Raw genomic sequence first — 24,727 nt, 5'->3', positions numbered from 1 at the left:
CCAGGGCCTGTTGCGGGCACCGATCCGGTAACCCCGGGTGAAGAGGACGCGGGGCATCCGCAAGTATGGGCCGACGAAGTCAACGGAGGGGACCCTCGTTCCAATGAGCAACAACCAGCCGCCGCCGAACCCTTACGGCCAGCAGCCGCCCAACCCGTACGGCCAGCAGCCGCCGCAGCAGCCCGGCTACGGCCAGCCCCAGCCGGGATACGGCTACCCGCAGCAGCCGGGCCAGCCCGCGCAGCCGCCGTACGGCCAGCCGCCGCAGCAGCCCGCGTACGGCCAGCCGCAGCCCGGCTACGGCTACCCGCAGCAGCCCGGCCAGCCCGCCTACGGGCAGGTGCCGCAGCAGCCCGGTTACGGCTACGGGCAGCCGCCGGTGCCGCCGCAGGGCGGCAGCGGCAAGCGCACCGGGATCATCATCGGTGCCGTCGTCGCGCTCGTCGCGGTCGGCGCCGGCGTCTTCTTCGTGGTGAACAAGGGGGGCGGCAGCGACGACAAGAAGTACAAGCTGATCACCCCCGAGACGGTCGCCACCGACTACAAGAAGACCGACAACTCCACCGCCAACGACCTGGGCTTCGACGACAGCGACGTCACCAAGCTCAAGGCGCTCGGCATGACCGACCCGCAGCGCGTCACCCAGGGCTACGTCAAGGGCTCGGAGACGACCGGCACACTGCTGTCCTTCAGCGGCGCCTACGGCGAGGTGAAGGACCCGAAGAAGCTCGCCGACGGCATGATGGCCGAGCTGCGCCAGGGCGCGAGCAAGGACGACGGTGGCGACTCCAAGACCGAGCTGGTCGGCTCGGCCAACACCGTGCACCCGGCGGGCGCCGACGACGCGGTCGTGGAGTGCCAGAGCGCCAAGGTCACCAGCACCGAGGACACCTCGCAGCCGCCGATCACCTTCACGATCTGCCTGTGGGCGGACAAGAGCACGGTGGGCACCGTCGTGCCGCTGGACTTCGCGTCCATCATGGGCGGCAGCAACGCCAGCATGTCGGAGAAGGACACCGCCGACCTGCTGTCCAAGGTCCGCAAGGACGTCCGGGTGCCGCTCACGTAAGGCGGCCGCCAGGCACACGAAGGGGGCGCCCCGGTCGCTGCGACCGGGGCGCCCCCTTTTCCGTACCGACGCGGTACGGCTACGCGCTCTTCTGCTCGCCCTTGCCGACGATCCGCGGCTCGCGCGGGACCAGGGTCGGGTTGACGTTGGAGTGCACGACGTCGGCGCTGATCACCACGCGGGCCACGTCCTTGCGGGAGGGCACCTCGTACATCACCGACATCAGCACCTCCTCCATGATCGCCCGCAGGCCGCGCGCACCGGTCTGCCGCAGGATCGCCTGGTCGGCGATGGCCTCCAGTGCGCCCCGCTCGAACTCCAGCTCCACACCGTCGAGTTCGAACAGTTTTTGGTACTGCTTCACCAGTGCGTTACGCGGCTCGACAAGGATCTGCAGCAGCGCCTCGCGGTCCAGGTTGTGCACGCTGGTGATGACCGGGAGGCGGCCGATGAACTCCGGGATCATCCCGAACTTCACCAGGTCCTCGGGCATGATCTCCTGGAACTGGTCGGCGGACTGGATCTCCCGCTTGGAGCGGATCGTCGCGCCGAAGCCGATGCCCTTGGCGCCGGCCCGCGACTCGATGATCTTCTCCAGACCGGCGAAGGCACCGCCCACGATGAACAGCACGTTCGTGGTGTCGATCTGGATGAACTCCTGGTGCGGGTGCTTGCGGCCGCCCTGCGGGGGCACGCTCGCGGTGGTGCCCTCCAGGATCTTCAGCAGCGCCTGCTGCACGCCCTCGCCCGAGACGTCCCGGGTGATCGACGGGTTCTCGCTCTTGCGGGCCACCTTGTCGATCTCGTCGATGTAGATGATCCCGGTCTCGGCCTTCTTGACGTCGTAGTCCGCCGCCTGGATCAGCTTGAGCAGGATGTTCTCGACGTCCTCGCCGACATAGCCCGCCTCGGTCAGCGCGGTGGCGTCCGCGATGGCGAACGGCACGTTCAGCATCCGGGCCAGCGTCTGCGCCAGCAGCGTCTTGCCCGAGCCGGTGGGGCCGAGCAGCAGGATGTTGGACTTCGCCAGCTCGATCGCGTCGTCGTGGCCGGGGCGGCCGTTCTCACCCGCCTGGACGCGCTTGTAGTGGTTGTAGACCGCCACCGACAGCGCCTTCTTGGCGGGCGTCTGCCCGACGACGTAGCCCTCCAGGAACTCGTAGATCTCCCGGGGCTTGGGCAGGTCCTCCCAACGGACCTCGGAGGACTCTGCCAGCTCCTCCTCGATGATCTCGTTGCAGAGGTCGATGCACTCGTCGCAGATGTACACACCAGGGCCTGCGATGAGCTTCTTCACCTGCTTCTGGCTCTTTCCGCAGAACGAGCACTTCAGCAGGTCTCCGCCGTCACCGATGCGTGCCACGAGGTCTTTCCCCTTCGCCTGGGTTCCGCCGGCCTTCAACGGAGCCTGGTGCTTCTCTCATCGACGGTACCTTGCCGCGCCCCCCGAGTGGGTCCCCCTTGGACGTACTCGCTCATCCGGGTCCAGGGGGACCGCACGCGTCCGGCACCGCCTGCCGGGTGGATCAGACGTTCACAGAGGTCTTGCGGGTCGAGACGATCTGGTCGACGAGGCCGTAGGCCAGCGACTCCTCCGCCGTCAGGATCTTGTCCCGCTCGATGTCGTCCCTGATCTGCTCGATCGGGGTGGTGGAGTGCTTGGCCAGCATCTCCTCCAGCTGCTGCCGCATCCTGATGATCTCGTTGGCCGCGATCTCCAGGTCGGAGACCTGCCCGCGGCCGGTCTCGCTGTACGGCTGGTGGATCAGCACCCGCGCGTTCGGCAGCGCCATCCGCTTGCCGGGGCTGCCGGCGGCCAGCAGCACGGCCGCGGCGGACGCCGCCTGGCCCATGCAGACCGTCTGGATGTCCGGCTTCACGAACTGCATCGTGTCGTAGATCGCGGTGAGCGCGGTGAACGAGCCGCCGGGGCTGTTGATGTAGACCGAGATGTCCCGGTCGGGGTCCATCGACTCCAGGCACAGCAGCTGCGCCATGACGTCGTTGGCCGACGCGTCGTCGATCTGCACGCCGAGGAAGATCACCCGCTCCTCGAAGAGCTTGGCGTACGGGTCGTACTCGCGCACACCCTGCGAGGTGCGCTCCACGAAGCGCGGGATGACATAGCGGGCCTCGGCGCCGAACACGCCGGGGCGCTCGGCCTCGGTGCGCTCGTACAGGCCGCTGCCGGGGAAGTTCATGGGATTCACGTCCACCGTCCTGGTGATGAAGAGCTTCGAGTGATCAGGGCCGGGCCGCGGCTCAGGAGGCCGCACCGGTGCCGCCGCCGCCGGGCACGTGCGCGGCGGAGAGCATGACCCCGTCCAGCAGGCCGTACTCCTGGGCCTCCTCGGCCGAGAACCAGCGGTCGCGGTCGGAGTCCTTGGTGATCTGCTCGAAGGTCTGGCCGGAGTGCTGGGCGATCAGCTCGGCCATGCGGCGCTTGGTGTGCAGCAGCTGCTCCGCCTGGATCTTGATGTCGGTGGCCGAGCCGCCGAGGCCCGCGGAGGGCTGGTGCATCAGGATGCGGGTGTTCGGCAGCGCGAAGCGCTTGCCTGGGGTGCCGGCGGTGAGCAGGAACTGCCCCATCGAGGCGGCCATGCCCATGGCGATCGTGACGACGTCGTTCTGGATGAACTGCATCGTGTCGTAGATCGCCATGCCCGCGGTCACGGAACCGCCGGGGCTGTTGATGTAGAGGAAGATGTCCTTGTCCGGCTCAGCGGCCAGCAGCAGCAGCTGCGCGGTGATCTTGTTGGCGATGTCATCGTCGACCGCCTGGCCGAGGAAGATGATTCGCTCGCCGAGCAGTCGGTTGTAGACCTGGTCGCCGAGTCCACCGGGGTTAGGCTCGCCGGCGGCGGAAGGCATCGGAGTCGTCACGTATCCACCTGCTCGTTGTCGGACGGTAGACATGCCGTCACAGGGTCTTCGTCTGGGCCGGGTGCCGCCCCCGGCCGGGGACTGCACCCTTTCTCCTTACGGACCCTAACGCGCGGGTGGTGGCCGACAATCCTGTACGGCCACCATTTCGCTCTGAGCGCATGGGCTCCCGCGCCCTCGGGGCGCCCCGGTCATTCAGAGGCGCTGGGGGTACCCCCAGCGCCTCCTGTGGGCTCAGGCCTCAGGCCTCATCGGCCTCGGCGGCAGCGGCGTCCGCTTCCTCGTCCTCCTCGTCGGCGAGGTCGACGACCTCACCGTTGGAGTCGGTGACCTTGGCGGCCTCGACGACGACGGCCAGCGCCTTGCCGCGGGCGACCTCGCCGACCAGCATCGGGACCTGGCCGCCTTCCACGACGGCCTGCGCGAACTGGTCGGGGCTCATACCGGAGGTCGCGGCCCGCCGCATGAGGTGCTCGGTCAGCTCCTCCTGGTTGACCGACAGCTTCTCCTTGTTGACCAGCTCGTCCAGGATGAACTGGGTCTTGATGCCCTTGACCGCCTGGGCCTCCAGCTCCGCGTCGTACTCCTCGCGGGTCTTGCCCTCGCGCTCCAGGTAGGAGTCCCAGGTCAGCCCCATCTGCGGGAACTGGTGGTGCTCCAGGTTGTGCGTCCTGGTCTCGATCTCGTCCTTGAGCAGCTTCTCCGGGATCGGGACCTCGGTCAGCTCGATGAGCGCGTCGAGGACCTTCTCCTGGGCGGCCGTCGCCTGGTCGTACTGCTTCATCGACTCCAGGCGCTTGCGGCTGTCGGCCCGCAGCTCCTCCAGCGTGTCGAACTCGCTCGCCAGCTGGGCGAAGTCGTCGTCCAGGGCGGGCAGTTCGCGCTCCTGCACATCGGAGACCTCGACCTTGACCTCGGCCGGCTTGCCGGCGGCGGAGCCGCCCTTCAGCTCGGAGGCGAAGGTCGCGGAGCCGCCGGCGGACAGGCCGGTGACGGCCTCGTCGATGCCGTCGAGCAGCTGGCCGGAGCCGATGGTGTAGCTGACGGCCTTGGCGATGCCGTCGCCGGGCACCTCGCCGTCGACCGAGGCCTCCAGGTCGACCACGACGACGTCGCCCTCGGCGGCCGGGCGGTCCACGGTGCTGGTGGAGGCGAAGCGGTCCCGCAGCTGCTCCAGGGACTTCTCGACGTCCTCGTCGCTGACCTCGACGGCGTCGACGGTGACCTCGATGCCGGAGTAGTCCGGGATCTCGATGGCCGGCCGGATGTCCACCTCGGCGGTGAACTTCAGCTCGTCGCCGTCGTTGAACTCGGTGATGTCGACGTCGGGCTGCCCGAGCACGTTCAGCTCGCCCTCGTTGACCGCCTCCGTGTAGAACTTCGGCAGCGCGTCGTTGATGGCCTCTTCGAGGACCGCGCCACGGCCGAACCGCTGGTCGATGACGCGCGCAGGGATCTTGCCCTTGCGGAAGCCCGGCACCGTGACCTGGTCGTTGATCTTCTTGTACGCCGCGTCGAGGCTGGGCTTGAGCTCCTCGAAGGGCACCTCGACAGTGAGTCGAACCCGGGTCGGGTTCAGAGTCTCGACGGCGCTCTTCACGGTTGGGTCTCCTTGGGGCTTTACGTTGATGGGGGCGGACCTTCGGTACGAGTCGTACGTCCGGCACTCGGCCTTGCCGCGTGCCCGGTCGCCAGCGGCCCATCCTACCGGTACCACAAAGCCCGCCGAGCGGGGTCGGACGGAGGCCCTCCGGCCGGCGCCACGCCGCGCGCAGGCCCGCGCAGAACTGCTGGTCGGGGTGGCCGGATTCGAACCGACGGCCTTCCGCTCCCAAAGCGGACGCGCTACCAAGCTGCGCCACACCCCGCTGGTGCGACACGTAGAGTACATGCACCATCGACCGTGGGCGGCCGCTATTCCACCCGCCGCTCATCCGGTTCGACCGACTACCGTGCGGTGTGCCAGAATCTAGGCGCTGCGGGCGTAGCTCAATGGTAGAGCCCTAGTCTTCCAAACTAGCTACGCGGGTTCGATTCCCGTCGCCCGCTCTGTGGCCTCCGGCCCGGGTTCCGACCCGGTCACCGGGGGCTTCGTGCTGTCCGGGGCGAGGGCGGGGGCGGGGGCGGGCTAGGCCGTGTTTTGGAAGTCCCGCCTGCCCCGTGGGCGGACGGCGCTACTTCCAAAACACGGCCTAGTCGACCGGGATGCCCTGGGGGGACTTGATGCGGCGCATGATCATCTGGGAGTTCACGTCGCTCACGCCCGGCAGGGCGATCAGCTTGTCGGTCCAGAAGTGCTCGTAGGCGTCGGAGTCCGCCACCGCGATGCGCAGCAGGCAGCCGGGGGCGCCGTAGAGGCGGTAGGCCTCGACCACGTCGGTGGTGGACTGGACCTCGGCCTCGAAGGCCGCCACCGAGTCGCGGTCGCGGTGGACCTCGACCGAGGCGAAGACCTCGAAGCCGCGGCCGACAGCCGCGGGGTCGACCACCGCGCGGTAGGTCTGGATCACCCCGTCGTCCTCCAGCTGGCGCACCCGGCGCAGGCACGGGGAGGGGGTCAGGCCGACCCGCTGGGCCAGTTCCTGGTTGGTCAGCCGGCCGTCGGCCTGGAGTTCGCGCAAGATACTTCTGTCGATGGCGTCCATGGCAGCAGTATCAGCCAGGTTTCACTCGGATACCAGCCGGTATTAGCAATCATATGGCGGGTCTACGCGCATATCATTGCAGGGAGACCGGTATCAGCAGTGGAGGCGAAGGCATCGTGCGACACGTCGTGGTCATCAGCACCGGGGGGACCATCGCCAGCCGCTGGCAGGGCGACGGCTACGCGGCCGAGGCCGCGGGGCAGGAAGTGCTGGAAGCCGGCGCGGTGCCCGAGGACGTCGAAGTGCGGGTCGTGGACCTCTTCACGGTCAACAGCTCGCGCCTGACCACCGACCACCAGCTGCGGCTGCTGCACGCGGTCCACGACGCGCTCGCCGACCCCGAGGTGGACGGCGTCGTGGTCACCCACGGCACCGACACGCTGGAGGAGTCCGCCTTCTTCGTCGACCTCTTCCACGGCGACCGGCGCCCGGTGGTCTTCACCGGCGCCCAGCAGCCGCTGGACGCGGCGGACGGGGACGCGGCGGGCAACCTCTACGACGCACTGCTGACGGCCGTCTCCGGCCGGGACATCGGCGCCGTCATCGTCTTCGCCGGCCAGGTCTTCGCCGCCCGCGGCACCGTCAAGCGGCACACCGTCGACGCGCGGGCCTTCGGCGCCCCCGACGGGCAGCCGCTGGGCCGGGTCGAGTTCGGCCGGGTGAGCTGGGCGCGCCGGCAGCCGCGCAGGGCGCCGCTGCCGCTGCCGGAGCGCGACACCGCGGTGGCGGCCCGGGTGGACATCGTCATGCACCACAGCGACGCCGACGCGGTGCTCTTCGACGCCGCCGTCGCCGCCGGCGCCCGCGGCATCGTGCTGGTCGGCACCGGCGCGGGCAACGCGAACCCGGAGATCGCCGACGCCGTGCGCCGGGCCGTCGCGTCCGGGGTCAAGGTCGCGGTCAGCACCCGGGTCGCGGCCGGCGCCGTGGCACCGCTCTACACCGGCGGCGGCGCCGTGGACCTGGCCGCGGCCGGCGCCCTGCTGACCGGCACCCTCAAGCCGGGGCAGGCCCGTATCGCCGTACTCGCGACACTGCTGGCCGTCCGGGACGCCGAGGAGGCCGACGTGGAGCTGCGCCGGGTGCTGGACACCGCCCCAGGGCCTGCCCCGGCGTCAGAGCTTTATCTGGTTGATGGTGTCGGCCACTGAGTTCAGGAAGCGGTTGATGTCCGGCGCCATGTCCGTGGACGCCAGGAAGAAGCCGAAGAGGGCGGCGACGATCGCGGGACCCACCTTTATCGTCTTGGACCGGATCATCACCACCAGGACGATCGCGAGCAACAGTGCGGCGGACAGGGAGATAACCACAGCGGATCACTTCCTCTTCAGGTTCCTTGCCGGTCCGGGGACCGCGCCGCGCCCCCGCCTCGCCCGTATCCATGGTGCCACCGGTGACCGGCAATCAACGCCCGTACGACACACGGCCCATAGTCCCATTCCCGTGGGCTAGTCGCGGCACACCACGAGCAACGCCCGGTCGTCGTTGACGTCTTTGGCGACCGCCTCGATCAACCGCCAGGCGGAGCCGCGGAATCCGGTGGCCACGAAGCGGTCCGCCTCGCCGATCAGCCGGTCCATGCCCTCGGCGATCTCCCGCTCGGCGGTCTCCACCAGCCCGTCGGTGAACAGCATCAGGACGTCGCCGGACCGCAACGTGCCCTTCACTCCGTGGAATTCGGCCCCGTCGTAGACGCCGAGCAGCGGCCCCTCCGCGGCCTTCTCCTCCCACCGCCCGCTGCCGGCGTGCAGTTGGACGCCCGGCGGGTGCCCCGCGGACAGCAGTTCGTAGTCGCCGCTCTCCAGGTCCAGCACCAGGTGCACGGAGGTCGCGAAGCCCTCCTCCCAGTTCTGCCGCAGCAGATAGCCGTTGGCCGCGGTGAGGAAGGCGTGCGGCGGCAGCGAGCCGAGCAGCCCGCCGAAGGCGCCGGACAGCAGCAGCGAACGCGAGGCCGCGTCCATGCCCTTGCCCGACACGTCGGTCAGCACCGCTTCGAGCACCCGGCCGCCGGAACTGCGGGTCGCCACGACGAAGTCGCCGGAGAAGGACTGGCCGCCGGCCGGGCGCAGCGACATCTCGGCGTGCCAGCCGCCGGGCAGCCGCGGCAGCCTGCTCTGCACCCGGATGCGCTCGCGCAGGTCGAACAGCATCGTGTGGCCGCCCCGCCACGGCACCCCGACCCTGGCCCTGAACTGCGCGATGACCAGGCCGGTCAGCGCGACCGCGGTCACCACGAGGACCGTGCCGGGGGTGACCCTCGCCGGGCCTTCGCGGTAGGGGCCGAGCGCGGCCGACTCGGCGATCAGCGCGACGGCGGAGGCCGCGTAGACCAGCAGCAGGCTGGAGGGGCGCAGCAGCAGCCCGCCGGCCAGGATCGGCAGCACCAGGGCGCTGGGCGGGCACCACACGGGCGTGCAGACCGTGGTGTACGCCAGGATCGGGATGACCGCCACCAGGACGCCCAGGCCGACCCAGTCCGAGGCGCCGCCGCGGAAGTAGTCCACGGCGGACTTGCGCACGCCGAGCCTGGCCCGGTGCAGCCTTCTGCGCCACCGGAGCCGGGGCCCCTCGTCCACCGCCGTTTTCGCCATGTCCCGGCGACCCTATCCACGGATGGCCCTGCTGTGCAGGCCGGACCGGCTGTGAGCTGTACGGGTGAGCCAGGACGGCCCGTGTCTCCCGCCGGGAAGGGCCCGTCGGGAGGAGGCGCGGAAAAATGCGTGTCGCCGCCGCGGGTCCGCCTGGTAGGCAGAGCCCATGACGATCGATCTGCGGGTGCTGGCGGCAGCGGACTGGGACGAGTTCGCGATGCGCTTGGGGCGGGCCTTCGGCGGGGCCATCGAGGACCCCGCGGAAATGGCCATGTGGCGGGACCTCCTGCCCTTCGACCGGACGCTCACCGCCTGGGCGGACGGCGGGATCGTCGGCACCGCGGGCGCCTTCGACTTCCGGATGGCCCTGCCCGGCGGCGCCCTGCTGGACACCGCGGGCGTCACCATGGTCAGCGTCCAGCCGACGCACCGGCGGCGCGGTGTGCTCACCGCGATGATGCGCCGCCAGCTCGACGACTTCCGCGAACGCGGCCAGTGCGTCGCCGTCCTGACCGCCTCGGAGCCGCAGATCTACGGCCGGTTCGGCTACGGCGCCGCCACCCGGCAGATGCACGGCTCGATCGACACCACGCGCGTCTCCGTGGCGGTGCCGCCGGGCGCTGAGGCGGTACGGATGCGGCTGGTCACCCCTGCGGAGGGCGTGGACGCCTGCGAGGCGGTGTACGCCCGCGTGGCGCCCGGCAGGCCCGGCATGCTCGCCAGGCAGCCGCAGTGGGAGCGGCTGGGGCTCATGGACCCGCCCGGCGAACGCGGCGGCTACAGCCCGCGGCTGTGCGTGCTGGCCGAGGTCGGCGGCGAGGTGCGCGGCTACGCCCGCTACAGCGTCAGGCCCGGCGGCACGGCCAACGGGGTGCCCGACGGCAGCGTCAAGCTCAAGGACGTCGAAGCACTCGATGCGGTGACGTACGCGGCGCTGTGGCGCTACCTCACCGACATCGACCTGGTCTCCCGGCTGGTCTTCCACAACCGCCCCGCCGACGACCCGGTGCAGCAGATCGTCTCCGACATCCGCCGCTGCGACTTCGGCTGGCGCGACGGGCTCCACCTGCGCCTGGTGGACCTGCCGACCGCCCTGGAGGCACGCGTTTACGCGGCCCCCGTCGACGTCGTGCTCGACGTCGAGGACGCCTTCTGCCCGTGGAACTCCGGGCGGTGGCGGCTGTCCGGCGACGCCAAGGGCGCCACCTGCGAGCGGACCGCCGACCCGGCGGACCTGGCGCTGGGCGTACGGGAGTTGGGCACCGCCTACCTCGGCGGCCACGGGCTGCGGGCGCTGGCGGGCGCGGGCCTGGTCACCGAGCGGCGCCCCGGCGCCCTCGCCGAGGCCTCAGCGGCCTTCCGCTCCGACCTGGACCCGTGGCTGCCGCACGGCTTCTAGACCGCGCCCTGCGCCGTGCCCGGCTGGCAGGTGGGGCACCAGAAGAGGTTGCGGGCGTCCAGCGGGCGCGTGCGGACCGGGGTGCCGCACACCAGGCAGGGCAGGCCGGTGCGCCGGTAGACGTACACCTCGCCGCCGTGGTCGTCGACCCGCGGCGGGCGGCCCATCGCCTCCGGCTCGTGCTCGGGGCGCACCGTGTCGATCCGGTTGGTCCGCACGCCCTCGCGCATCAGCGCCACCAGGTCGGCCCACATCGCCTCCCACACCGGCCGCGGCAGGTCGCGCCCCGCGAGGAAGGGGTCCACGCCGTGCCGGAAGAGCACCTCGGCGCGGTAGACGTTGCCGACGCCCGCGACGACCTTCTGGTCGAGCAGCAGTGCGGCCACGCTGATCCGCGACCTGGCCATCCTGGCGTACACCTGGTCGGGGTCGTCGCCCGGCCGCAGCGGGTCCGGGCCGAGCCGGGCGTGTATCGCCTGCTTGTCTGGCTCGGTGACCAGCGCGCACGCGGCAGGGCCGCGCAGGTCGGCGTAATGCGACGGCGTGGCGATGCGCAGCCGTACGGTGTCGGCCGGCGGCGGCGCCACACCGCCGCCGAAGCCGAACTTCCCGATCAGGCCCAGGTGGACGTGCACCCAGCCGGCGGTGCCGAAGCCGAGGAAGAGGTGCTTGCCGTGCGCCTCCGCCGCCGTCATGGCCAGGCCGTCGACCAGGGCGGCGCCGTCGGAGAACTTGCCCTGCGGGCTGCTCGCCCGCACCACCCGGCCGCAGAACCGCTCGCGGTGGTCGGCGGCCAGCCGGTGGATCGTGTGGCCCTCGGGCATCGCCCGGTCAGTCCTGCTGCGGGTGGTTCGCCGGGATCGGCGGCAGTTCGCCGGTGGCCTCGTACGCGCTGAGCATGTCGATACGCCGCTGGTGGCGCTCCTCGTGGGAGTACGGCGTCGTCAAGAACAGCTCGACGAATTTCACCGCCTCCTCCTGGCTGTGCATCCGGCCGCCGATGCTCAGCACGTTCGCGTCGTTGTGCTCGCGGGCCAGCGTCGCGGTCTGCTCGCTCCACGCCAGGGCCGCGCGGACGCCGCGCACCTTGTTCGCGGCGATCTGCTCGCCGTTGCCCGAGCCGCCGATCACCACGCCAAGGCTGCCCGGGTCCGCGGCGGTCCGCTCCGCGGCGCGCAGGCAGAAGGGGGGGTAGTCGTCCACCGCGTCATAGATGTGCGGACCGCAGTCCACGGGCTGGTGGCCGTTGGCCGTCAGCCACTCGACGAGGTGGTTCTTGAGTTCGAAGCCGGCATGATCCGAGCCGAGGTACACACGCATGCCTCCAGTGTTCCATCCCGGGGTCCCCCCGGCCCCCGCACCTCCCCTCCCCCCGCACACTCCCGCGAGTCCCTCCCGCCCGAGGCCGCCCCTACGCCCGGCGGCGAGCCTCCAAGGCCGCCCTTGCGCAGGGCGGGCGAGCGTTCTTCAGGGGCGCGGGGAACGGCGCGACCAGCCCACCACGACCGTCGTGTGGCGACCGACCGCCACCACCCCAGGGGCGCGGGGAACTGCGCGACCAACCCCACCGGGCGCGCGGGTCGTCACCGGACCGAAGGGGCTCCCCGGTCCGGAGACGGACCACCCGCCGGTGGAGGGCCGGGCGCGCCCGCGCGGCGCCGGCCGCAGATCAGATGCAGCCCCGCGCCCCCAAAAACGCTCGCCCCCCTGCGAAGGGGGACGTCAGGGGCGGGTGAGGTGCCAGGCGGTCGGGAGGGCCGCCATGGCGAGTGCGGCCTTGAGGGCGTCGCCGAGGAGGTACGGCCGCAGGCCGAGGGTGAGGGCCTGGTGGGCGGAGAGGTGGGCGGACCAGGCGAGGTAGGGGACGCCGACGGCGTAGATGACGGCGGACCCGGCGAGCATCACGAAGGCGGTGCGGAGCACCGTACGGTCGCCGCCGCGCCGCGCGAGGTAGCCGACGACGCCGGAGGCGAGCAGCATCCCGAGGATGTAGCCGAAGCTCGGCATGGACCAGCCGGAGGCGCCGCCCGCGAACCACGGGAGGCCAGCCGCGCCGGCGGCGGCGTACAGGCCGAGGGAGGCGACCCCGCGCCTGGCCCCGAGCGCGGTGCCGACGAGCAGCGCGGCGAAGGTCTGGCCGGTGACCGGCACCGGCGACCCGGGCACGGGGACGGACAGCTGCGCGGCGAGCCCGGTGAGCGCGGCGCCGCCGGCGACGAGGGCGGCGTCCCTGATCCGGGCGCGCCCGGCGGTGGACGCGGGCAGCAGGTCGGCGAGTACGGTTCCGGCCCGGCCGGGTGCAGCTGTGGCGCTCATCGGTTCTCCGCGGGGTGAGGGTGATCGGGGGGACCCGGTGACGCTAACCCAGCCGCCGATCGCCGATCATCGTCGGACTGCGACAAAGCCGCGATGATCCGCTTGGAGACTCCCGCGCCCGCCAGCGGATGCGTTTGCCCAGGTCGCGTGACCCACGTCACGCCCGGAGCCGACCGGGCCGGGGGCTGCACGTCCCCGGCCCGACCGTATCGCTCTGTGCGGTTCCACCAACTCAGGCGGGCTGGATGAGGTCCCATCTGTTGCCGTACAGGTCGTGGAAGACGACCACCGCCCCGTACGGCTCGTAGCGCGGCTCCTCCTCGAAGACGACACCGGCGGCGACCATCCGCTTGTAGTCGCCGTCGAAGTCCTCGGTGTTCAGGAAGAGCCCGACGCGCCCGCCGGTCTGGTCGCCGATCCTTGCGGTCTGCCCGGGTGTGGTGGCCAGGGCGAGCAGCAGGCCGGTCTCGCGGGCGCCGGGCGGCGCCACGACGACCCAGCGCCCGCCGTCCTCCCGCGGGGTGTCCTCGCGCAGGTCGAAGCCCAGCGCGCCGGTGTAGTACGCGATGGCCTCGTCGTAGTCCCGTACGACGACGGCCACCAGACCCAGGTGTGCCATCTTGTGCGACTGCTCTCTTTCCGGCGTTCTCTTACGTCAGCCCCGCTGCGCCCTACTCGAAGCTGGGGCCCGCGGTCCTGGTGCGCTTGATCTCGTAGAAGCCCGGGATGGACGCGACCATGATCGTGCCGTCCCACAGCTTGGCGGCGTCCTCACCGCGCGGGGTGGGGGTGACGACGGGGCCGAAGAAGGCGATCTGCTCGCCGTCCGCGCCGGGTACGGCGATCACCGGGGTGCCGACCTCCTGGCCGACCTTGTCGATGCCCTCCTTGTGGGAGGCGCGCAGCTCGGTGTCGTAGGTGTCGCGGTCGGCGTAGTCGGCGAGCGCGGCGGGCAGCCCGACGGCTTCGAGCGCGGCGACGATGGTCTCCCGGTTCCTGGGCAGCGCCTGGTTGTGGAAGCGGGTGCCGAGCGCCTCGTAGAGCGGGCCGACGACCTCGTCGCCGTGCTCCTGCTGGGCGGCGATCACCACGCGTACCGGACCCCACGCGTCGCGCAGGGCGTTGGCGTAGTTCTCCGGGAGGGTGTCGAGCTTGTCCTCGTTGAGCACGGCAAGGCTCATCACGTGCCAGCGCACCTCGACGGGGCGGAGCTTCTCGACCTCCAGCATCCAGCGGGACGTCATCCATGCCCACGGGCACAGCGGGTCGAACCAGAAGTCGGCCGGCGTCTTGGTGGTCTCAGTCGCGGTCGTCACTGCGTACTCCTCGTGCGGATTCGAAAGGTTGTGAAGGTAAGGAAATCGTCTGGCGGTCGGCGTCCGGGCAGGCCGGGCGCCGGGCGGGTCGGGACATGGCACTCCTTCAACCGACAACGCGGCGGGAGCGCGGCGGCATTCCCGCCCGCGCCGCCCCCGTACGCGCTGGTCGGCTCTCCTGTCCTACCACCGTGGAAGGATGCGAAGCGTTGCCAGTCCGTTTCCGGTGGTCATAGACGAAGGAGCCGCCCGTGCCCGGCGAGAACCTGAGCCGTGAGGAGGCCCGCGAGCGGGCCGCGATCCTGTCGGTGGAGCGCTACGACGTGGCGCTCGACGTGCGGTCCGCGGCCGGTGCCGCGCCCGCGGGCGGGGAGCGCACCTTCCGGTCCACCACGGTGATCGACTTCCGGTGCGCGAGCCCCGCCGCCTCGTCGTTCGCCGATCTCGTCGCCTCCGAGGTGGTCTCGGTACGGCTCAACGGCCGGGAGCTGGACCCCGCGGCGGTGTGGGACGGCGCCAGGATCGCCCTTGAGGGGCTGGCCGAGCGCAACACGCTGGTGGTCGACGCGCGTTGCGCGTACAGCCGCACGGGCGAGGGGCTGCACCGCTTCGAGGACCCCGAGGACGGCGAGGTCTACCTGTACACGCAGTACGAACCGGCCGACGCCCGGCGGGTCTTCGCGAACTTCGAGCAGCCCGACCTCAAGGCGCCCTTCACCTTCCAGGTGACCGCCCCGGAGAGCTGGACGGTGCTGTCCAACGCCGAGCCGGACGGCGAGCCGGCCGCCGCCGACGGCGGCGGGGCCACGACCCGCTTCCGGCCGACGCTGCCGATCCCGACGTACATCACCGCGGTCGTCGCCGGCCCCTACCACGTCGAACGGGACCACTACTCGCGCACCTTCGACGACAAGGTGACGCTCGACGTCCCGCTGAGCGCGCTGTGCCGCCGCTCGCTGGCCCGGCATTTCGACGCCGACGAGATCTTCACGGTGACCAAGCAGGGCCTGGACTTCTACCACGACGCCTTCGACTACCCCTACCCCTTCGGCAAGTACGACCAGGCCTTCGTGCCGGAGTACAACATCGGGGCGATGGAGAACCCGGGGTGCGTGACCTTTCGCGAGGAGTTCGTCTTCCGCGGCAAGGTGACGCGGGCGTCCTACGAGCACCGGGCCAGCGTGGTGCTGCACGAGATGGCGCACATGTGGTTCGGCGACCTGGTGACCATGCGCTGGTGGGACGACCTGTGGCTCAAGGAGTCCTTCGCGGACTTCATGGCGGCCTTCTCGCAGGTGGCGGCGACGCAGTACACGGAGGGCTGGATCACCTTCGCCAACCGCCGCAAGTCGTGGGCCTACCGCGCCGACCAGCTGCCCTCGACGCACCCGGTGGTCGCCGACATCCGCGACCTGGAGGACGCCAAGCTCAACTTCGACGGCATCACCTACTCCAAGGGCGCCTCGGTGCTCAAGCAGCTGGTGGCCTACGTCGGCGAGGACGCCTTCATGGAGGCGGCCCGCCGCTACTTCAAGCGGCACGCATACGGCAACACCGAGCTGGCCGACCTGCTGTCGGTGCTCACCGAGACCTCGGGCCGCGACATGCCGGCCTGGTCGCGGGCGTGGCTGGAGACGGCGGGGGTGAACTCGCTGACGCCGCAGGTCGTCCACGACGCGGAGGACCGGATCACCGAACTGGCGGTGCTGCAGACCGCGGACGACCCGGCGCACCCGCAGCTGCGCCCGCACCGGGTCGCGGTGGGCCTCTACCGGCGCGTCCCGGGCGGCGCGCTGGAGCGCTATGCACGGGCCGAGACGGACGTGGCGGGTCCGGTCACCGTGGTCGCGGAACTGGCCGGGCAGCCGCGCCCGGACCTGGTGCTCGTCAACGACGACGACCTGACATACTGCAAGGTCCGCTTCGACCAGGACTCGCTGGACACGCTGCGCTCCCACCTGGGCGACCTGTCGGACCCGCTGGCGCGGGCCCTCGCCTGGTCGGCGGTGTGGAGCATGACCAGGGACGCGGTGATGCCGGCCGGCGACTACCTGGGCCTGGTGCTGCTGTTCGCGGGCCGGGAGAGCGACATCGGGGTGCTGCAGTCGCTGCACCTGCAGGCGCGGACCGCGCTGACGCACTACGTGGCGCCCGACCGCCGCGACCTGGCGGCGGCGGAACTGGCCAGGGGCGCGCTGCAGGAGCTGCGGCTCGCCGAGCCCGGCAGCGGCCACCAGCTGGCCTGGGCGCGCTTCTTCGCCTCGGTCGCCACCTCCGCCGCCGACCTGCAGCTGCTGCGCGGGCTGCTGGACGGCACCGCGAAGGTGGACGGCCTGGTGGTGGACCAGGAGCTGCGCTGGACCCTGCTGGGGGCGCTGACCGCGCAGGGCGCGGCGGACACCGCGGCGATCGCCGCCGAGCGGGCCAGGGACGACACCGCCTCCGGGCACCGGCACGAGGTGCGCTGCCTCGCGGCCCGGCCCTCCGCCGAGGTCAAGGGCGCGGCCTGGGCCGACGTGGTGGACTCCGACGCGCTGTCCAACGCGCTGGTCGAGGCGACCATCGCGGGCTTCGCGCAGGCCGGGCAGCGTGAGCTGCTCGCGCCGTTCACCGGGCGGTACTTCGCGGCTCTCGAAGAGCTGTGGGCGAGCCGCTCGATCGAGACCGCGATGGCGGTCGTCACCGGGCTCTTTCCGGCCCTCCAGGACGCGCAGGAGACGCTGGCGGCGACCGACGGGTGGCTGGACGGCCACCCCGACGCGGCGCCCGCCCTGCGCCGCCTGGTCCTCGAAGGGCGTGACGACCTGGCCCGGGCACACCGCGCACAGATGTGCGACACCCGCGCCGCGGACGCCGCCCGCCCGGGCGCGGCGATCTGAGCCGGGTGCGGGGCCGTCCGGCCTGATGGGGCGGCCCCCGTCACCCGAATAGGGGAATTCCGCTGATCGGCATCCGAACATCTGGACTTTAGCCCGCCCTTGTCCCGTTTTGTCGACGAGCCTGTAACAGCGGTTAGTGACCGGGCGGGCAGCGGGAACGTCGTCGCCATGAAAGCGAACCCCCGCACCCCCCACGCCCTGGACCGCCGACTGCCCACCCAGCAGCGGGTCCTGACCCTCCACCAGCTGCGCGACCACGGCGTGTCCGCGGCCTCCGTCGCCGCCCGCTGCCGCCCCGGCGGCCCCTGGCAGCAGCTGCTCCCCCAGGTCTACCTGCTGCACCCTGGGCGGCCCAGCAGCCAGGAGCGGCTGCAGGCCGCGCTGCTGTACGCCGGCCGCGACCCGCAGGCGCGCGGGCCGCGCGGCGGCGGCCGGGAGGCCATGGTGACCGGCCTGGCGGCACTCGCCCTGCACCGCTTCAGCTGCGTGCCGCCGCTGCCCGGACTGCCGCGGATCGACGTGCTGGTGCCGCACCAGCGCCGGCTGCGGGACGCGGGCGAGGTGTCCATCCACCGCGCCGGCACCCTGCCGCGCCCGCAGGAGGTGACCGGTCTGCCCTGCGCCCCGGTGCCGCGCGCCCTGGCCGACGCCGTCGCGGACCTGGACGACACCGAGACCGTACGGCGGCTGCTGACCGAGGCCGTACGCGGCGGGCACTGCGACGCGGCGGCCGTGCTGCACGAACTGGCCGGCGCGGGGCTGCTGGAGCGCCCGCAGGTCGCCGCGGCCGTCGGTGCCCTGCGCCGCGCCGACCGCACCATGGCCGAACAGCGGCTCTACACGATGGTCCGCGGCCGGCAACTGCCCGACCCGGTCTGGAACGTCGAGCTGCGGCTGCCCGGCGGGCCGCCGCTGGGCTCGGTGGACGCGTACTGGCCCGAGCACGCCGTCGCCCTGGCGATCGACCCGCGCACCGGGCCGCCACCGGGCGTGCCGTACGCGTACGGGACGCCGTACGGCGCGGCAACGGACGACGCGGTGGGCGAGGTCGTGGATGACGTCTATGCCGATCCGTTCGGCGACGCCCTTCACCCGGGCGAGCGCGGCGAAACCCCCGTCCCGGCAGCGGACTTCGGCGACGACGAGGTGTGGTCGCGCTGCGTGCGGCAGCGCGAGCGGCTCGAAGCGCTCGGCATCACGCTGCTGCACGTCACTCCGGCCAAGTTGCGCGACGCCGAGGAGCAGCAGGCCGCCGTGGTGCGCACCGCCCTGGTGGCGGCGGCCGACCAACTGCCCGCCGCCTATGTCGTGGTGATCCCGCGCTGACCGCGACCCCGCGGCACTTGTGCCGTTCTATGGCGGTATGGCATTGGCGGAAACACGTCACCGAAGACCCAAGGGAAGGTCAACGCACCACAAAGGGCAGCTTTTCCCGGCAGGGTGACCAGGCGTACGGCTCCGTTTTCCGCACACCCATCCGACGGTCGAAACAGGGATGCCCATGCCACTCGATCACATACCGGGCAAGAGACGCGCCGCCCGGCTCGCGCTCGCCGCAGGCCTGGTGGCCGCGCTCACCGCCGCAGGCCCCGCGCTGGCGGTCGCCGACCCCGCCCTTACCTCCCCCGCCACCGGCTCGGACGCCCCCGGCGAGCCCGGCAAGGACGCGGCGGACAAGCTCGGCTCCGCCGACGCCACCCTGCTGGCCAAGGCCAAGGCGGACGGCGACAAGAACGTCACCTTCATGATCGCCGGCAAGCCGGGCAGCACCGCGGAGATCACCTCCCGGCTGCACGCCCAGGGCGCCAGCGTCGGCCAGACCTACGACCAGCTCGGCTACGTCCGCGCCACCGTGCCCACCGCCAAGGCCGACGCGGCCATCGGCGCCGCACAGAAGCTGCCCTCGGTACTGGCCATCGACCTGCGGCAGGAGATCAAGCTCGACGACCCGACACCGGCCGCCGACACCACCGCGACGGCGTCCCGCCACCCCGGCAAGCCCGCCGCCACCTACCCGGGGCCCGACCGGCACACCCCCGCCAAGAACCCGTACCAGCCCGCCTTCGAGACCGGTGCGGTCGACTTCGTCAAGGACCACCCGACCGCCGACGGGCGCGGCATCACCATCGGCATCCTCGACTCCGGCGTCGACGTCGGCCACCCCGCCCTGCAGAAGACCACCACGGGCGAGCGGAAGATCGTGGACTGGGTCACCTCGACCGACCCGATACTCGACGGCGACGCCACCTGGCGGCCCATGGTCACCGCCGTCTCGGGTCCGTCCTTCACCGCCTCGCAGCGCACCTGGACCGCGCCGGCCGGCAACTACCTCTTCAGCACCTTCGCCGAAGCCGCCACCAAGGGCGGCGACATGCTCGGCGACCTCAACCGCGACGGCGACACCACCGACGTGTGGGGCGTGCTCTACGACCCGGCCGCCGGCACCGTCCGGGTGGACCTGGACAACGACGGCGACTTCGGCGACGACACCGCCATGAAGCCGTACAAGGACGGCTTCCAGATCGGCCACTTCGGCACCGACAACCCGGCCACGGCGATCTCGGAGTCGATCCCCTTCACCGTCGAGATCCGCAAGGACGTCCCGATGGACCCCTACGGGGGCACCTGGGTCGGCAAGACGGCCGACTTCGTCAACATCGGCCTCGTGCAGTCCGAGCACGGCACCCACGTCGCCGGCATCACCTCCGCCAACGGGCTCTTCGGCGGCAAGATGAACGGGGCCGCACCCGGCGCGAAGATCGTCTCCTCCCGGGCCTGCACCTGGACCGGCGGCTGCACCAACATCGCGCTCACCGAGGGCATGACCGACCTGGTCGTCAACCACCACGTCGACGTCGTCAACATGTCCATCGGCGGACTCGGCGCGCTCAACGACGGCGCCAGCGCCCGCGACCTGCTCTACCAGCAGCTGATCGACACCTACGGGGTGCAGCTGGTGATCTCCGCGGGCAACGACGGCCCCGGCGTCAACACCATCAGCGACCCGGGACTCGCCGACCACGTCCTCAGCGTCGGCGCGTCCATCTCCCGCGAGACCTGGGCGGCCAACTACGGCTCACAGACCACCGTGCCGTACTCGCTGCTGCCCTTCTCCGCCCGCGGCCCGCGCGAGGACGGCGGCCTCGCCCCCGTCATCACCGCACCCGGCGCCGCCATCAACTCCGTGCCCACCTGGGAGCCCGGGGCGCCCGTCGCCGAGGCCGGCTACGACCTGCCGCCCGGCTACGCCATGCTGCAGGGCACCTCGATGGCCTCACCGCAGGCCACCGGAGCCGCCGCGCTGCTGCTGTCCGCCGCCAAGGGGCAGCACCTGCACGTCACACCGGCCCAGCTGCGCACCGCGCTGATCAGCACCGCCAAGACCATCCCCGGCTTCCAGACCATCGACCAGGGCGCGGGACTCGTCGCCGTCGGCCCCGCATGGAACCTGCTCCGCCGCGGCGGCACCACCGACACCTACACCGTCAAGGCGCCGGTCGACACCACCCTGTCCAGCTACCTGCAGACCCCCGGCTACGGCACCGGCGTCTACGACCGCGAGGGCGGCCTGACCACCGGTCAGCAGCGCACCTACGCCGTCACCGTGACCCGTACCGGCGGTCCCGCCCACGCGCAGCTGCACACCCTCAGCTGGGCGCACAACGACGGCACCTTCTCCGTCGCCAGCCCCGTGGTGGTGCTGCCGCTGAACAAGCCGGTCACCGTGAAGATCACCGCCAAGCCGCGGTCCGCGGGCGTCCACAGCGCACTGCTGAACGTCGACGACCCGCTCACCCACGGCACCGACACGCAGATCCCGGCCGCCACCGTCGTCTCCACCCCGGTCTCAGGACCCTCCTACACGCTCACCCGCACGGGGACGATCCAGCGGGACAGCACCCGCTCGTACTTCTTCACCGTCCCCGCCGGCGCGACCTCGCTCGAAGTCGCCATGGGCGGCCTCAAGCCCGGCAGCCAGACCCGCTTCGTGTCCATGCACCCCTACGGCGTGCCCATGGACTCCACCCAGACCCCCGACTGCTACCCCAACTACGACAACCCGGCCAACACCTGCCGGCCCGACCTGCGCTCCTACGCCGACCCGCTGCCGGGCGTCTGGGAGATCGAGGTCGAGGCCCGGCGCACCTCGCCGCAGCTCGACAACCCGTACGTGCTGACCGTCTCCGTCCTCGGCGCCGCCTTCGACCCGGCCGTGCAGACCCTGCCCGAGGCCAAGGTCGGCACACCCGCGCCGGTGAGCTGGAACGTCACCAACGGCTTCGCCGCGATCAGCGGCGGCCGGCTGGCCGGCGGCCCCCTCGGCTCCGCACTCACCTCGACACCCACCATCGCCGAGGGCGACACCCGGACGACCTCGCTGACGCTCGGGTCCGGGGTCTCCCGGCTGGACGTCTCCATCGGCTCGCCCTCCGACCAGCAGGCCGACCTCGACCTGTACGTCTACCGCGACGGCGTGCTCATCGCGCAGTCCGCCGACGGTGACGCCGAAGAGGCGGTGTCGCTGGCCGACCCCGCGCCCGGTACGTACACCTTCGAGGTGGACGGGTACTCCGTGCCGTCGGGTACGACCACCTACTCCTACGAGGACGTGTACTACTCCGCTGCGCTGGGCCAGGTGTCCGTGGACACCTCGGCCCCCGTGAACCTCGCGCACGGGGCGTCCGCGACGGTCTCGGCGTCCGTCCTGGCCGCAGCCCAGGCCCCGGCGGGCCGGCAGCTCTTCGGGCAGGTCCAGCTGCTGGACGCGGGCGGCACGGCTGCCGGCACCGGCAGTGTCCTGATCACCTCCACGACCCCCTAGCCGGGGGGGCTTCTCAATGCGGGGTACGGGTCCACTCGACCCGTACCCCGCGCCCCTGGGTGATTGCCACTTGCGGTGGGCGGTCGCCTTTCCCCCGGCGGGGTTGCGCGCGCAGTTCCCCGCGCCCCTGAAAAACGCTCGCCCTCGCAGGCAGACGGCGCCGCCTGAAAGCGCCGGCTCTGCGGAAGAGGGCGCCCGCCGGGGGCGCGGGGAACTGCGCGCCCAATCACCCATGCTCCGAAGGGTGCTAGCTCACCGCAAGGGGCAATCACCTACGCACCCCCGCAGAGGGAGGCCTTACGTTGCACGCCGCAGAATGGCGCGGGCCGGGAGGGTGGTGGAGGCCAGGGTCAGGGTGAGGGTAGCCGCCAGGAGGGCGAGGGCCATGGGGGCCGGAACATAGGGGCTCGCCCCAGTAAGACCGCGGGCGATGGGAACAAGCGTCACCCACGCGATCACCGTGCCGATACCCAGCCCGGCCGCGGCCACGAGCACCGCCTCAAGGCGCAGCATCCGCAGGACCTGCCGCCGGGTGGTCCCGGCAAGCCGCAGCAGCGCGACCTCCCGGCGGCGGTCGAAGACCGTCATGACCAGCGTGTTGGCGGCGGCCACCGCCGCGAACCCGCCGAGGACCGCGGCCATCACCCGGTTGGCCCAGGCGTTGAGTTCGAGGTCGCGGTCGGCCTCGGCCCGGTACCCGGCCCGGTCGGTGACCCGCATCCCGGGGACGCCGAGCCGCCCGAGGTCGCGCTGGACGGCGGCGGCGTCGGCGCCTGGCCCGTCGTGCACGAGCACCTCCGTGTCGAAGGCGTTCGCCGCGTGCGGTGCGACGGCGGCCCGGGGCAGCAGCAGTGATCCGAGGCCGAGCCCGCGGCTGTAGGTGGCGACGACGGTGGGCCGCAGCGTCGTACCGTCGCCGAGCCACAGCGAGATGCGGTCGCCGACGTGGACCTTGGCCGTACCGGCGAGCAGCGTGTCGACGGCGACCGTGCGCCCGTCGCCCGTGAGGTCGGCGAGCGAGCCGGTGCGCACACCCAGCGCGAGGACGCCGGGCAGGGCGGCCGGGTCGCCGTCGACGCCGAGGACGCTCGTGGAGTTCAGCGCACCGCCGGCGCGGTAGAGGGCGCCGCTGCGCAGCACGCCGACGGCCCCGTCGACGCCCTTGACCTGTGCGGCGCGTGCCGCGGTGCCTGCGGGGAGCCCGCCGACGTCGGAGCCGAGCACCTGGTCGGCGACGACGCCGTCCCTGACCTGCCGGGACGACTCGTGCTGCACGCTGCTCTGCATGCACAGCAGCGTCCCTGCGAAGGCGGTCACGAGCACGATGGGGGTGATCGCGGAGGCGAGCCTGCGCGCGTTGGCGCGGGTGTTGGCGGCGGCCAGCACACTGGCGGCGCCGCCGGCCCGCAGCGGCAGGCCGAGCACGGCGGAGGCGAGCCAGGCGACCACGGGGCCGAGGAAGGCGACGCCGACCATGAGGCAGAAGACGATGCCGAGCGCGACGGAGGCGGCGTCGTCGCCGGTGGTGTGCGCGGCGACCGCGGCCAGTACGACTCCCCCGGCGACGGCGGCCACGCCGAGCACCGTGCGGATCACGCCGGGCCTGCGCCGCTCCACCGCCGCCTCGCCGATCGCCTCGCTGGGCCGGGCCTTCGACGGGCGCCTGGCGGCGAGCAGGCCCGCGGTGAGGGCGGCCAGCAGCCCGGCGCCGACCGCGGCGACCATCGGGATCCAGCCGGCGGCCACGGTCACCCCGTGCGGCACGGCGTCCTTGTGCACGAGCTGGCCGAGCCACCAGCGGGCCAGGGCGATGCCGGGCAGGATGCCGGCCAGTCCCGCGACCGGGGCGACCAGGAGTGCCTCGGTGGCGACGGTGCGGCGGATCTGCCGCGGGGTCGCGCCGATGGCGCGCAGCAGGGCGATCTCCCGGGCGCGCTGACCGATGGCGAGTGCGACGGTGCCCATCACGACGAAGACCGCGGTGGCGGCGGCGATGCCGCCGAAGGAGGCGCCGATGGCGATGAGCATCTCCTTGGCGCCGGCGAGCCGCGGCTGTTCCGCGGCGCCGCGGCCGTCACCGGTCCTGACCTGGGCGGCGTGGCCCACGGCGTGCCTGGCCTGGTCCGCGGCCTGCTCGGTGGTGACACCGGCGCGGGGCAGTACGGCGACGGCCTCGGCGTACCCGGGGTGCCCTGACAGGCGGGGTGCGGCGGACTCGGCGAAGTACGCGGCCGGTGCGGTGCCGGGCGCGGTCAGTCCCGCGACGCGGTAGGCGGCGGTGCCGCCGGGCGCGGTGAGGGTGACGGTGCGTCCGACTCCGGTGTGCGCGGCCTTCGCGCTGCCGGGGTCGAGGACAACCTCGCCCGCGCCGGGCGCGTGGCCCTGTGCGGCGGTGGCGCCCTCGACCAGGCGCGCGTCCCAGTTGCGGCCGGTCAGCGCGGACAGCCCGGCGCCCTGCACGGGGAAGGCGATGTCGGGTACGGCCGCGGCCACGCCCGGCTCCGCGGCGACGCGCGCGGCCAGGGCGGCCGGCAGCCGCGGGGTGTCGGTGAGCGGCTCCGCCTCGGTGTCGCGGTCCTCGCCGTGCCCGACGGTGATGCGCGCGTCGGGGTCGGGCGCGACGACGACGGGCACATGGGCGTACCGCACCGGCGCGACATGGGCGGTCAGCCCGGTCTGCAGCAGTGTGCCGCAGGCCATGACGACGGCGGCGGCGAAGAACAGCGCCACGAAGGTGCCCACGAAGGAAGCGGGCCGGAACCGTACGGACGCGCGGGCCAGCCCGTTCATGCGGGGACTCCTCCGGG

The 24,727-nt window shown here is 72.2% G+C and carries 19 protein-coding genes and 2 tRNA genes; 7 read left to right on the top strand and 14 right to left on the bottom strand.

Translation table 11 applies throughout. From position 1 onward, the window contains the following. Positions 1-103 precede the first annotated feature (103 nt). Positions 104-1,069 carry a hypothetical protein gene (locus tag JT723_RS01335; RefSeq protein ID WP_205042447.1) on the top strand — a complete coding sequence of 322 codons (966 nt, stop codon included), beginning with the start codon at positions 104-106 and terminating at the stop codon, positions 1,067-1,069. A gap of 79 nt (positions 1,070-1,148) precedes the next feature. Here the strand turns inward: JT723_RS01335 and clpX are convergent, their stop codons facing one another. The 5 genes from clpX to JT723_RS01310 form a co-directional block, all read right to left on the bottom strand. Then, complete coding sequence (gene clpX / locus JT723_RS01330) at positions 1,149-2,432, bottom strand: ATP-dependent Clp protease ATP-binding subunit ClpX (protein ID WP_033172856.1); 1,284 nt, start codon at positions 2,430-2,432, stop codon at positions 1,149-1,151. 163 nt (positions 2,433-2,595) lie between these two features. Then, entirely contained in the window at positions 2,596-3,270 is a 675-nt protein-coding gene (locus JT723_RS01325) for an ATP-dependent Clp protease proteolytic subunit (protein WP_033172964.1), read from the bottom strand. A gap of 61 nt (positions 3,271-3,331) precedes the next feature. Next, positions 3,332-3,940 carry an ATP-dependent Clp protease proteolytic subunit gene (locus JT723_RS01320; protein WP_051674449.1) on the bottom strand — a complete coding sequence of 203 codons (609 nt, stop codon included), beginning with the start codon at positions 3,938-3,940 and terminating at the stop codon, positions 3,332-3,334. A gap of 253 nt (positions 3,941-4,193) precedes the next feature. Further along, on the bottom strand, positions 4,194-5,552 hold the full coding sequence (tig, locus tag JT723_RS01315; protein WP_205042446.1) for a trigger factor: 1,359 nt from the start codon (positions 5,550-5,552) through the stop codon (positions 4,194-4,196). 191 nt (positions 5,553-5,743) lie between these two features. After that, a tRNA-Pro gene (locus JT723_RS01310) sits at positions 5,744-5,820 on the bottom strand. A 110-nt stretch (positions 5,821-5,930) separates the two neighbouring features. Between JT723_RS01310 and JT723_RS01305 the strand changes: the two genes are divergently transcribed. Beyond that, positions 5,931-6,001, top strand: a tRNA-Gly gene (locus JT723_RS01305). 143 nt (positions 6,002-6,144) lie between these two features. Here JT723_RS01305 and JT723_RS01300 read toward each other — a convergent pair. After that, positions 6,145-6,597 carry an Lrp/AsnC family transcriptional regulator gene (locus tag JT723_RS01300; protein ID WP_205042445.1) on the bottom strand — a complete coding sequence of 151 codons (453 nt, stop codon included), beginning with the start codon at positions 6,595-6,597 and terminating at the stop codon, positions 6,145-6,147. Between the two features lie 116 nt (positions 6,598-6,713). Here JT723_RS01300 and JT723_RS01295 point away from each other — a divergent pair, with 116 nt between their 5' ends. Continuing rightward, entirely contained in the window at positions 6,714-7,748 is a 1,035-nt protein-coding gene (locus tag JT723_RS01295) for an asparaginase (RefSeq protein ID WP_205042444.1), read from the top strand. On the opposite strand, the gene JT723_RS01290 is transcribed toward JT723_RS01295, so the two are convergent. After that, positions 7,713-7,907: a hypothetical protein gene (locus tag JT723_RS01290; protein ID WP_033172851.1), complete on the bottom strand. Its 195-nt coding sequence runs from the start codon at positions 7,905-7,907 to the stop codon at positions 7,713-7,715. The genes JT723_RS01295 and JT723_RS01290 overlap by 36 nt on opposite strands. A gap of 138 nt (positions 7,908-8,045) precedes the next feature. Beyond that, on the bottom strand, positions 8,046-9,188 hold the full coding sequence (locus JT723_RS01285; protein ID WP_205042443.1) for a PP2C family protein-serine/threonine phosphatase: 1,143 nt from the start codon (positions 9,186-9,188) through the stop codon (positions 8,046-8,048). Positions 9,189-9,354: 166 nt separating this feature from the next. On the opposite strand from JT723_RS01285, the gene JT723_RS01280 reads away from it, so the two are divergent. Continuing rightward, positions 9,355-10,587 carry a GNAT family N-acetyltransferase gene (locus JT723_RS01280; protein ID WP_205042442.1) on the top strand — a complete coding sequence of 411 codons (1,233 nt, stop codon included), beginning with the start codon at positions 9,355-9,357 and terminating at the stop codon, positions 10,585-10,587. Here the strand turns inward: JT723_RS01280 and JT723_RS01275 are convergent. The 5 genes from JT723_RS01275 to JT723_RS01255 form a co-directional block, all read right to left on the bottom strand. Continuing rightward, entirely contained in the window at positions 10,584-11,411 is an 828-nt protein-coding gene (locus JT723_RS01275) for an Fpg/Nei family DNA glycosylase (protein WP_205042441.1), read from the bottom strand. The two genes, JT723_RS01280 and JT723_RS01275, sit on opposite strands and share 4 nt — an antisense overlap. 7 nt (positions 11,412-11,418) lie before the next feature. Next, positions 11,419-11,907: a ribose-5-phosphate isomerase gene (locus JT723_RS01270; RefSeq protein ID WP_205042440.1), complete on the bottom strand. Its 489-nt coding sequence runs from the start codon at positions 11,905-11,907 to the stop codon at positions 11,419-11,421. Positions 11,908-12,309: 402 nt separating this feature from the next. Further along, complete coding sequence (locus tag JT723_RS01265; protein ID WP_205042439.1) at positions 12,310-12,903, bottom strand: biotin transporter BioY; 594 nt, start codon at positions 12,901-12,903, stop codon at positions 12,310-12,312. 232 nt (positions 12,904-13,135) lie between these two features. Continuing rightward, positions 13,136-13,522, bottom strand: a complete 387-nt coding sequence (locus tag JT723_RS01260; protein WP_205042438.1) for a VOC family protein — start codon at positions 13,520-13,522, stop codon at positions 13,136-13,138. Between the two features lie 52 nt (positions 13,523-13,574). Beyond that, the gene (locus JT723_RS01255; RefSeq protein WP_205042437.1) at positions 13,575-14,219 is read right to left on the bottom strand and encodes a mycothiol-dependent nitroreductase Rv2466c family protein; all 645 of its coding nucleotides are present in this window, start codon (positions 14,217-14,219) and stop codon (positions 13,575-13,577) included. A 251-nt stretch (positions 14,220-14,470) separates the two neighbouring features. Here JT723_RS01255 and pepN point away from each other — a divergent pair, with 251 nt between their 5' ends. From pepN to JT723_RS01240, 3 genes are all read left to right on the top strand, one after another. Next, a complete protein-coding gene (gene pepN / locus JT723_RS01250; RefSeq protein ID WP_205042436.1) occupies positions 14,471-17,098 on the top strand; it encodes an aminopeptidase N in 2,628 nt (875 codons plus the stop codon). Positions 17,099-17,266: 168 nt separating this feature from the next. Next, on the top strand, positions 17,267-18,424 hold the full coding sequence (locus tag JT723_RS01245) for a hypothetical protein (RefSeq protein WP_205042838.1): 1,158 nt from the start codon (positions 17,267-17,269) through the stop codon (positions 18,422-18,424). A gap of 175 nt (positions 18,425-18,599) precedes the next feature. Continuing rightward, a complete protein-coding gene (locus JT723_RS01240) occupies positions 18,600-21,920 on the top strand; it encodes a S8 family serine peptidase (protein ID WP_240164879.1) in 3,321 nt (1,106 codons plus the stop codon). Between the two features lie 297 nt (positions 21,921-22,217). Here JT723_RS01240 and JT723_RS01235 read toward each other — a convergent pair whose 3' ends face one another. Beyond that, on the bottom strand, positions 22,218-24,710 hold the full coding sequence (locus JT723_RS01235) for an ABC transporter permease (protein WP_205042434.1): 2,493 nt from the start codon (positions 24,708-24,710) through the stop codon (positions 22,218-22,220). Positions 24,711-24,727 lie beyond the last annotated feature (17 nt).

It is taken from the genome of Actinacidiphila bryophytorum, assembly GCF_016916835.1.
Lineage (GTDB): Bacteria > Actinomycetota > Actinomycetes > Streptomycetales > Streptomycetaceae > Actinacidiphila > Actinacidiphila bryophytorum.
Note: the sequence above shows the minus strand (reverse complement) of the source record. Positions and strands in the feature narration are given on the sequence as shown.

Excerpts from the sequence above, each read along its gene's own strand:
- JT723_RS01335 (WP_205042447.1), top strand. The coding sequence starts at position 104 with ATGAGCAACAACCAGCCGCCGCCGAACCCTTACGGCCAGCAGCCGCCC.
- JT723_RS01325 (WP_033172964.1), bottom strand. The coding sequence starts at position 3,270 with ATGAACTTCCCCGGCAGCGGCCTGTACGAGCGCACCGAGGCCGAGCGC.
- JT723_RS01320 (WP_051674449.1), bottom strand. The coding sequence starts at position 3,940 with ATGCCTTCCGCCGCCGGCGAGCCTAACCCCGGTGGACTCGGCGACCAG.
- JT723_RS01300 (WP_205042445.1), bottom strand. The coding sequence starts at position 6,597 with ATGGACGCCATCGACAGAAGTATCTTGCGCGAACTCCAGGCCGACGGC.
- JT723_RS01285 (WP_205042443.1), bottom strand. The coding sequence starts at position 9,188 with ATGGCGAAAACGGCGGTGGACGAGGGGCCCCGGCTCCGGTGGCGCAGA.
- JT723_RS01280 (WP_205042442.1), top strand. The coding sequence starts at position 9,355 with ATGACGATCGATCTGCGGGTGCTGGCGGCAGCGGACTGGGACGAGTTC.
- JT723_RS01275 (WP_205042441.1), bottom strand. The coding sequence starts at position 11,411 with ATGCCCGAGGGCCACACGATCCACCGGCTGGCCGCCGACCACCGCGAG.
- JT723_RS01270 (WP_205042440.1), bottom strand. The coding sequence starts at position 11,907 with ATGCGTGTGTACCTCGGCTCGGATCATGCCGGCTTCGAACTCAAGAAC.
- JT723_RS01265 (WP_205042439.1), bottom strand. The coding sequence starts at position 12,903 with ATGAGCGCCACAGCTGCACCCGGCCGGGCCGGAACCGTACTCGCCGAC.
- JT723_RS01260 (WP_205042438.1), bottom strand. The coding sequence starts at position 13,522 with ATGGCACACCTGGGTCTGGTGGCCGTCGTCGTACGGGACTACGACGAG.
- JT723_RS01245 (WP_205042838.1), top strand. The coding sequence starts at position 17,267 with ATGAAAGCGAACCCCCGCACCCCCCACGCCCTGGACCGCCGACTGCCC.
- JT723_RS01240 (WP_240164879.1), top strand. The coding sequence starts at position 18,600 with ATGCCACTCGATCACATACCGGGCAAGAGACGCGCCGCCCGGCTCGCG.
- JT723_RS01235 (WP_205042434.1), bottom strand. The coding sequence starts at position 24,710 with ATGAACGGGCTGGCCCGCGCGTCCGTACGGTTCCGGCCCGCTTCCTTC.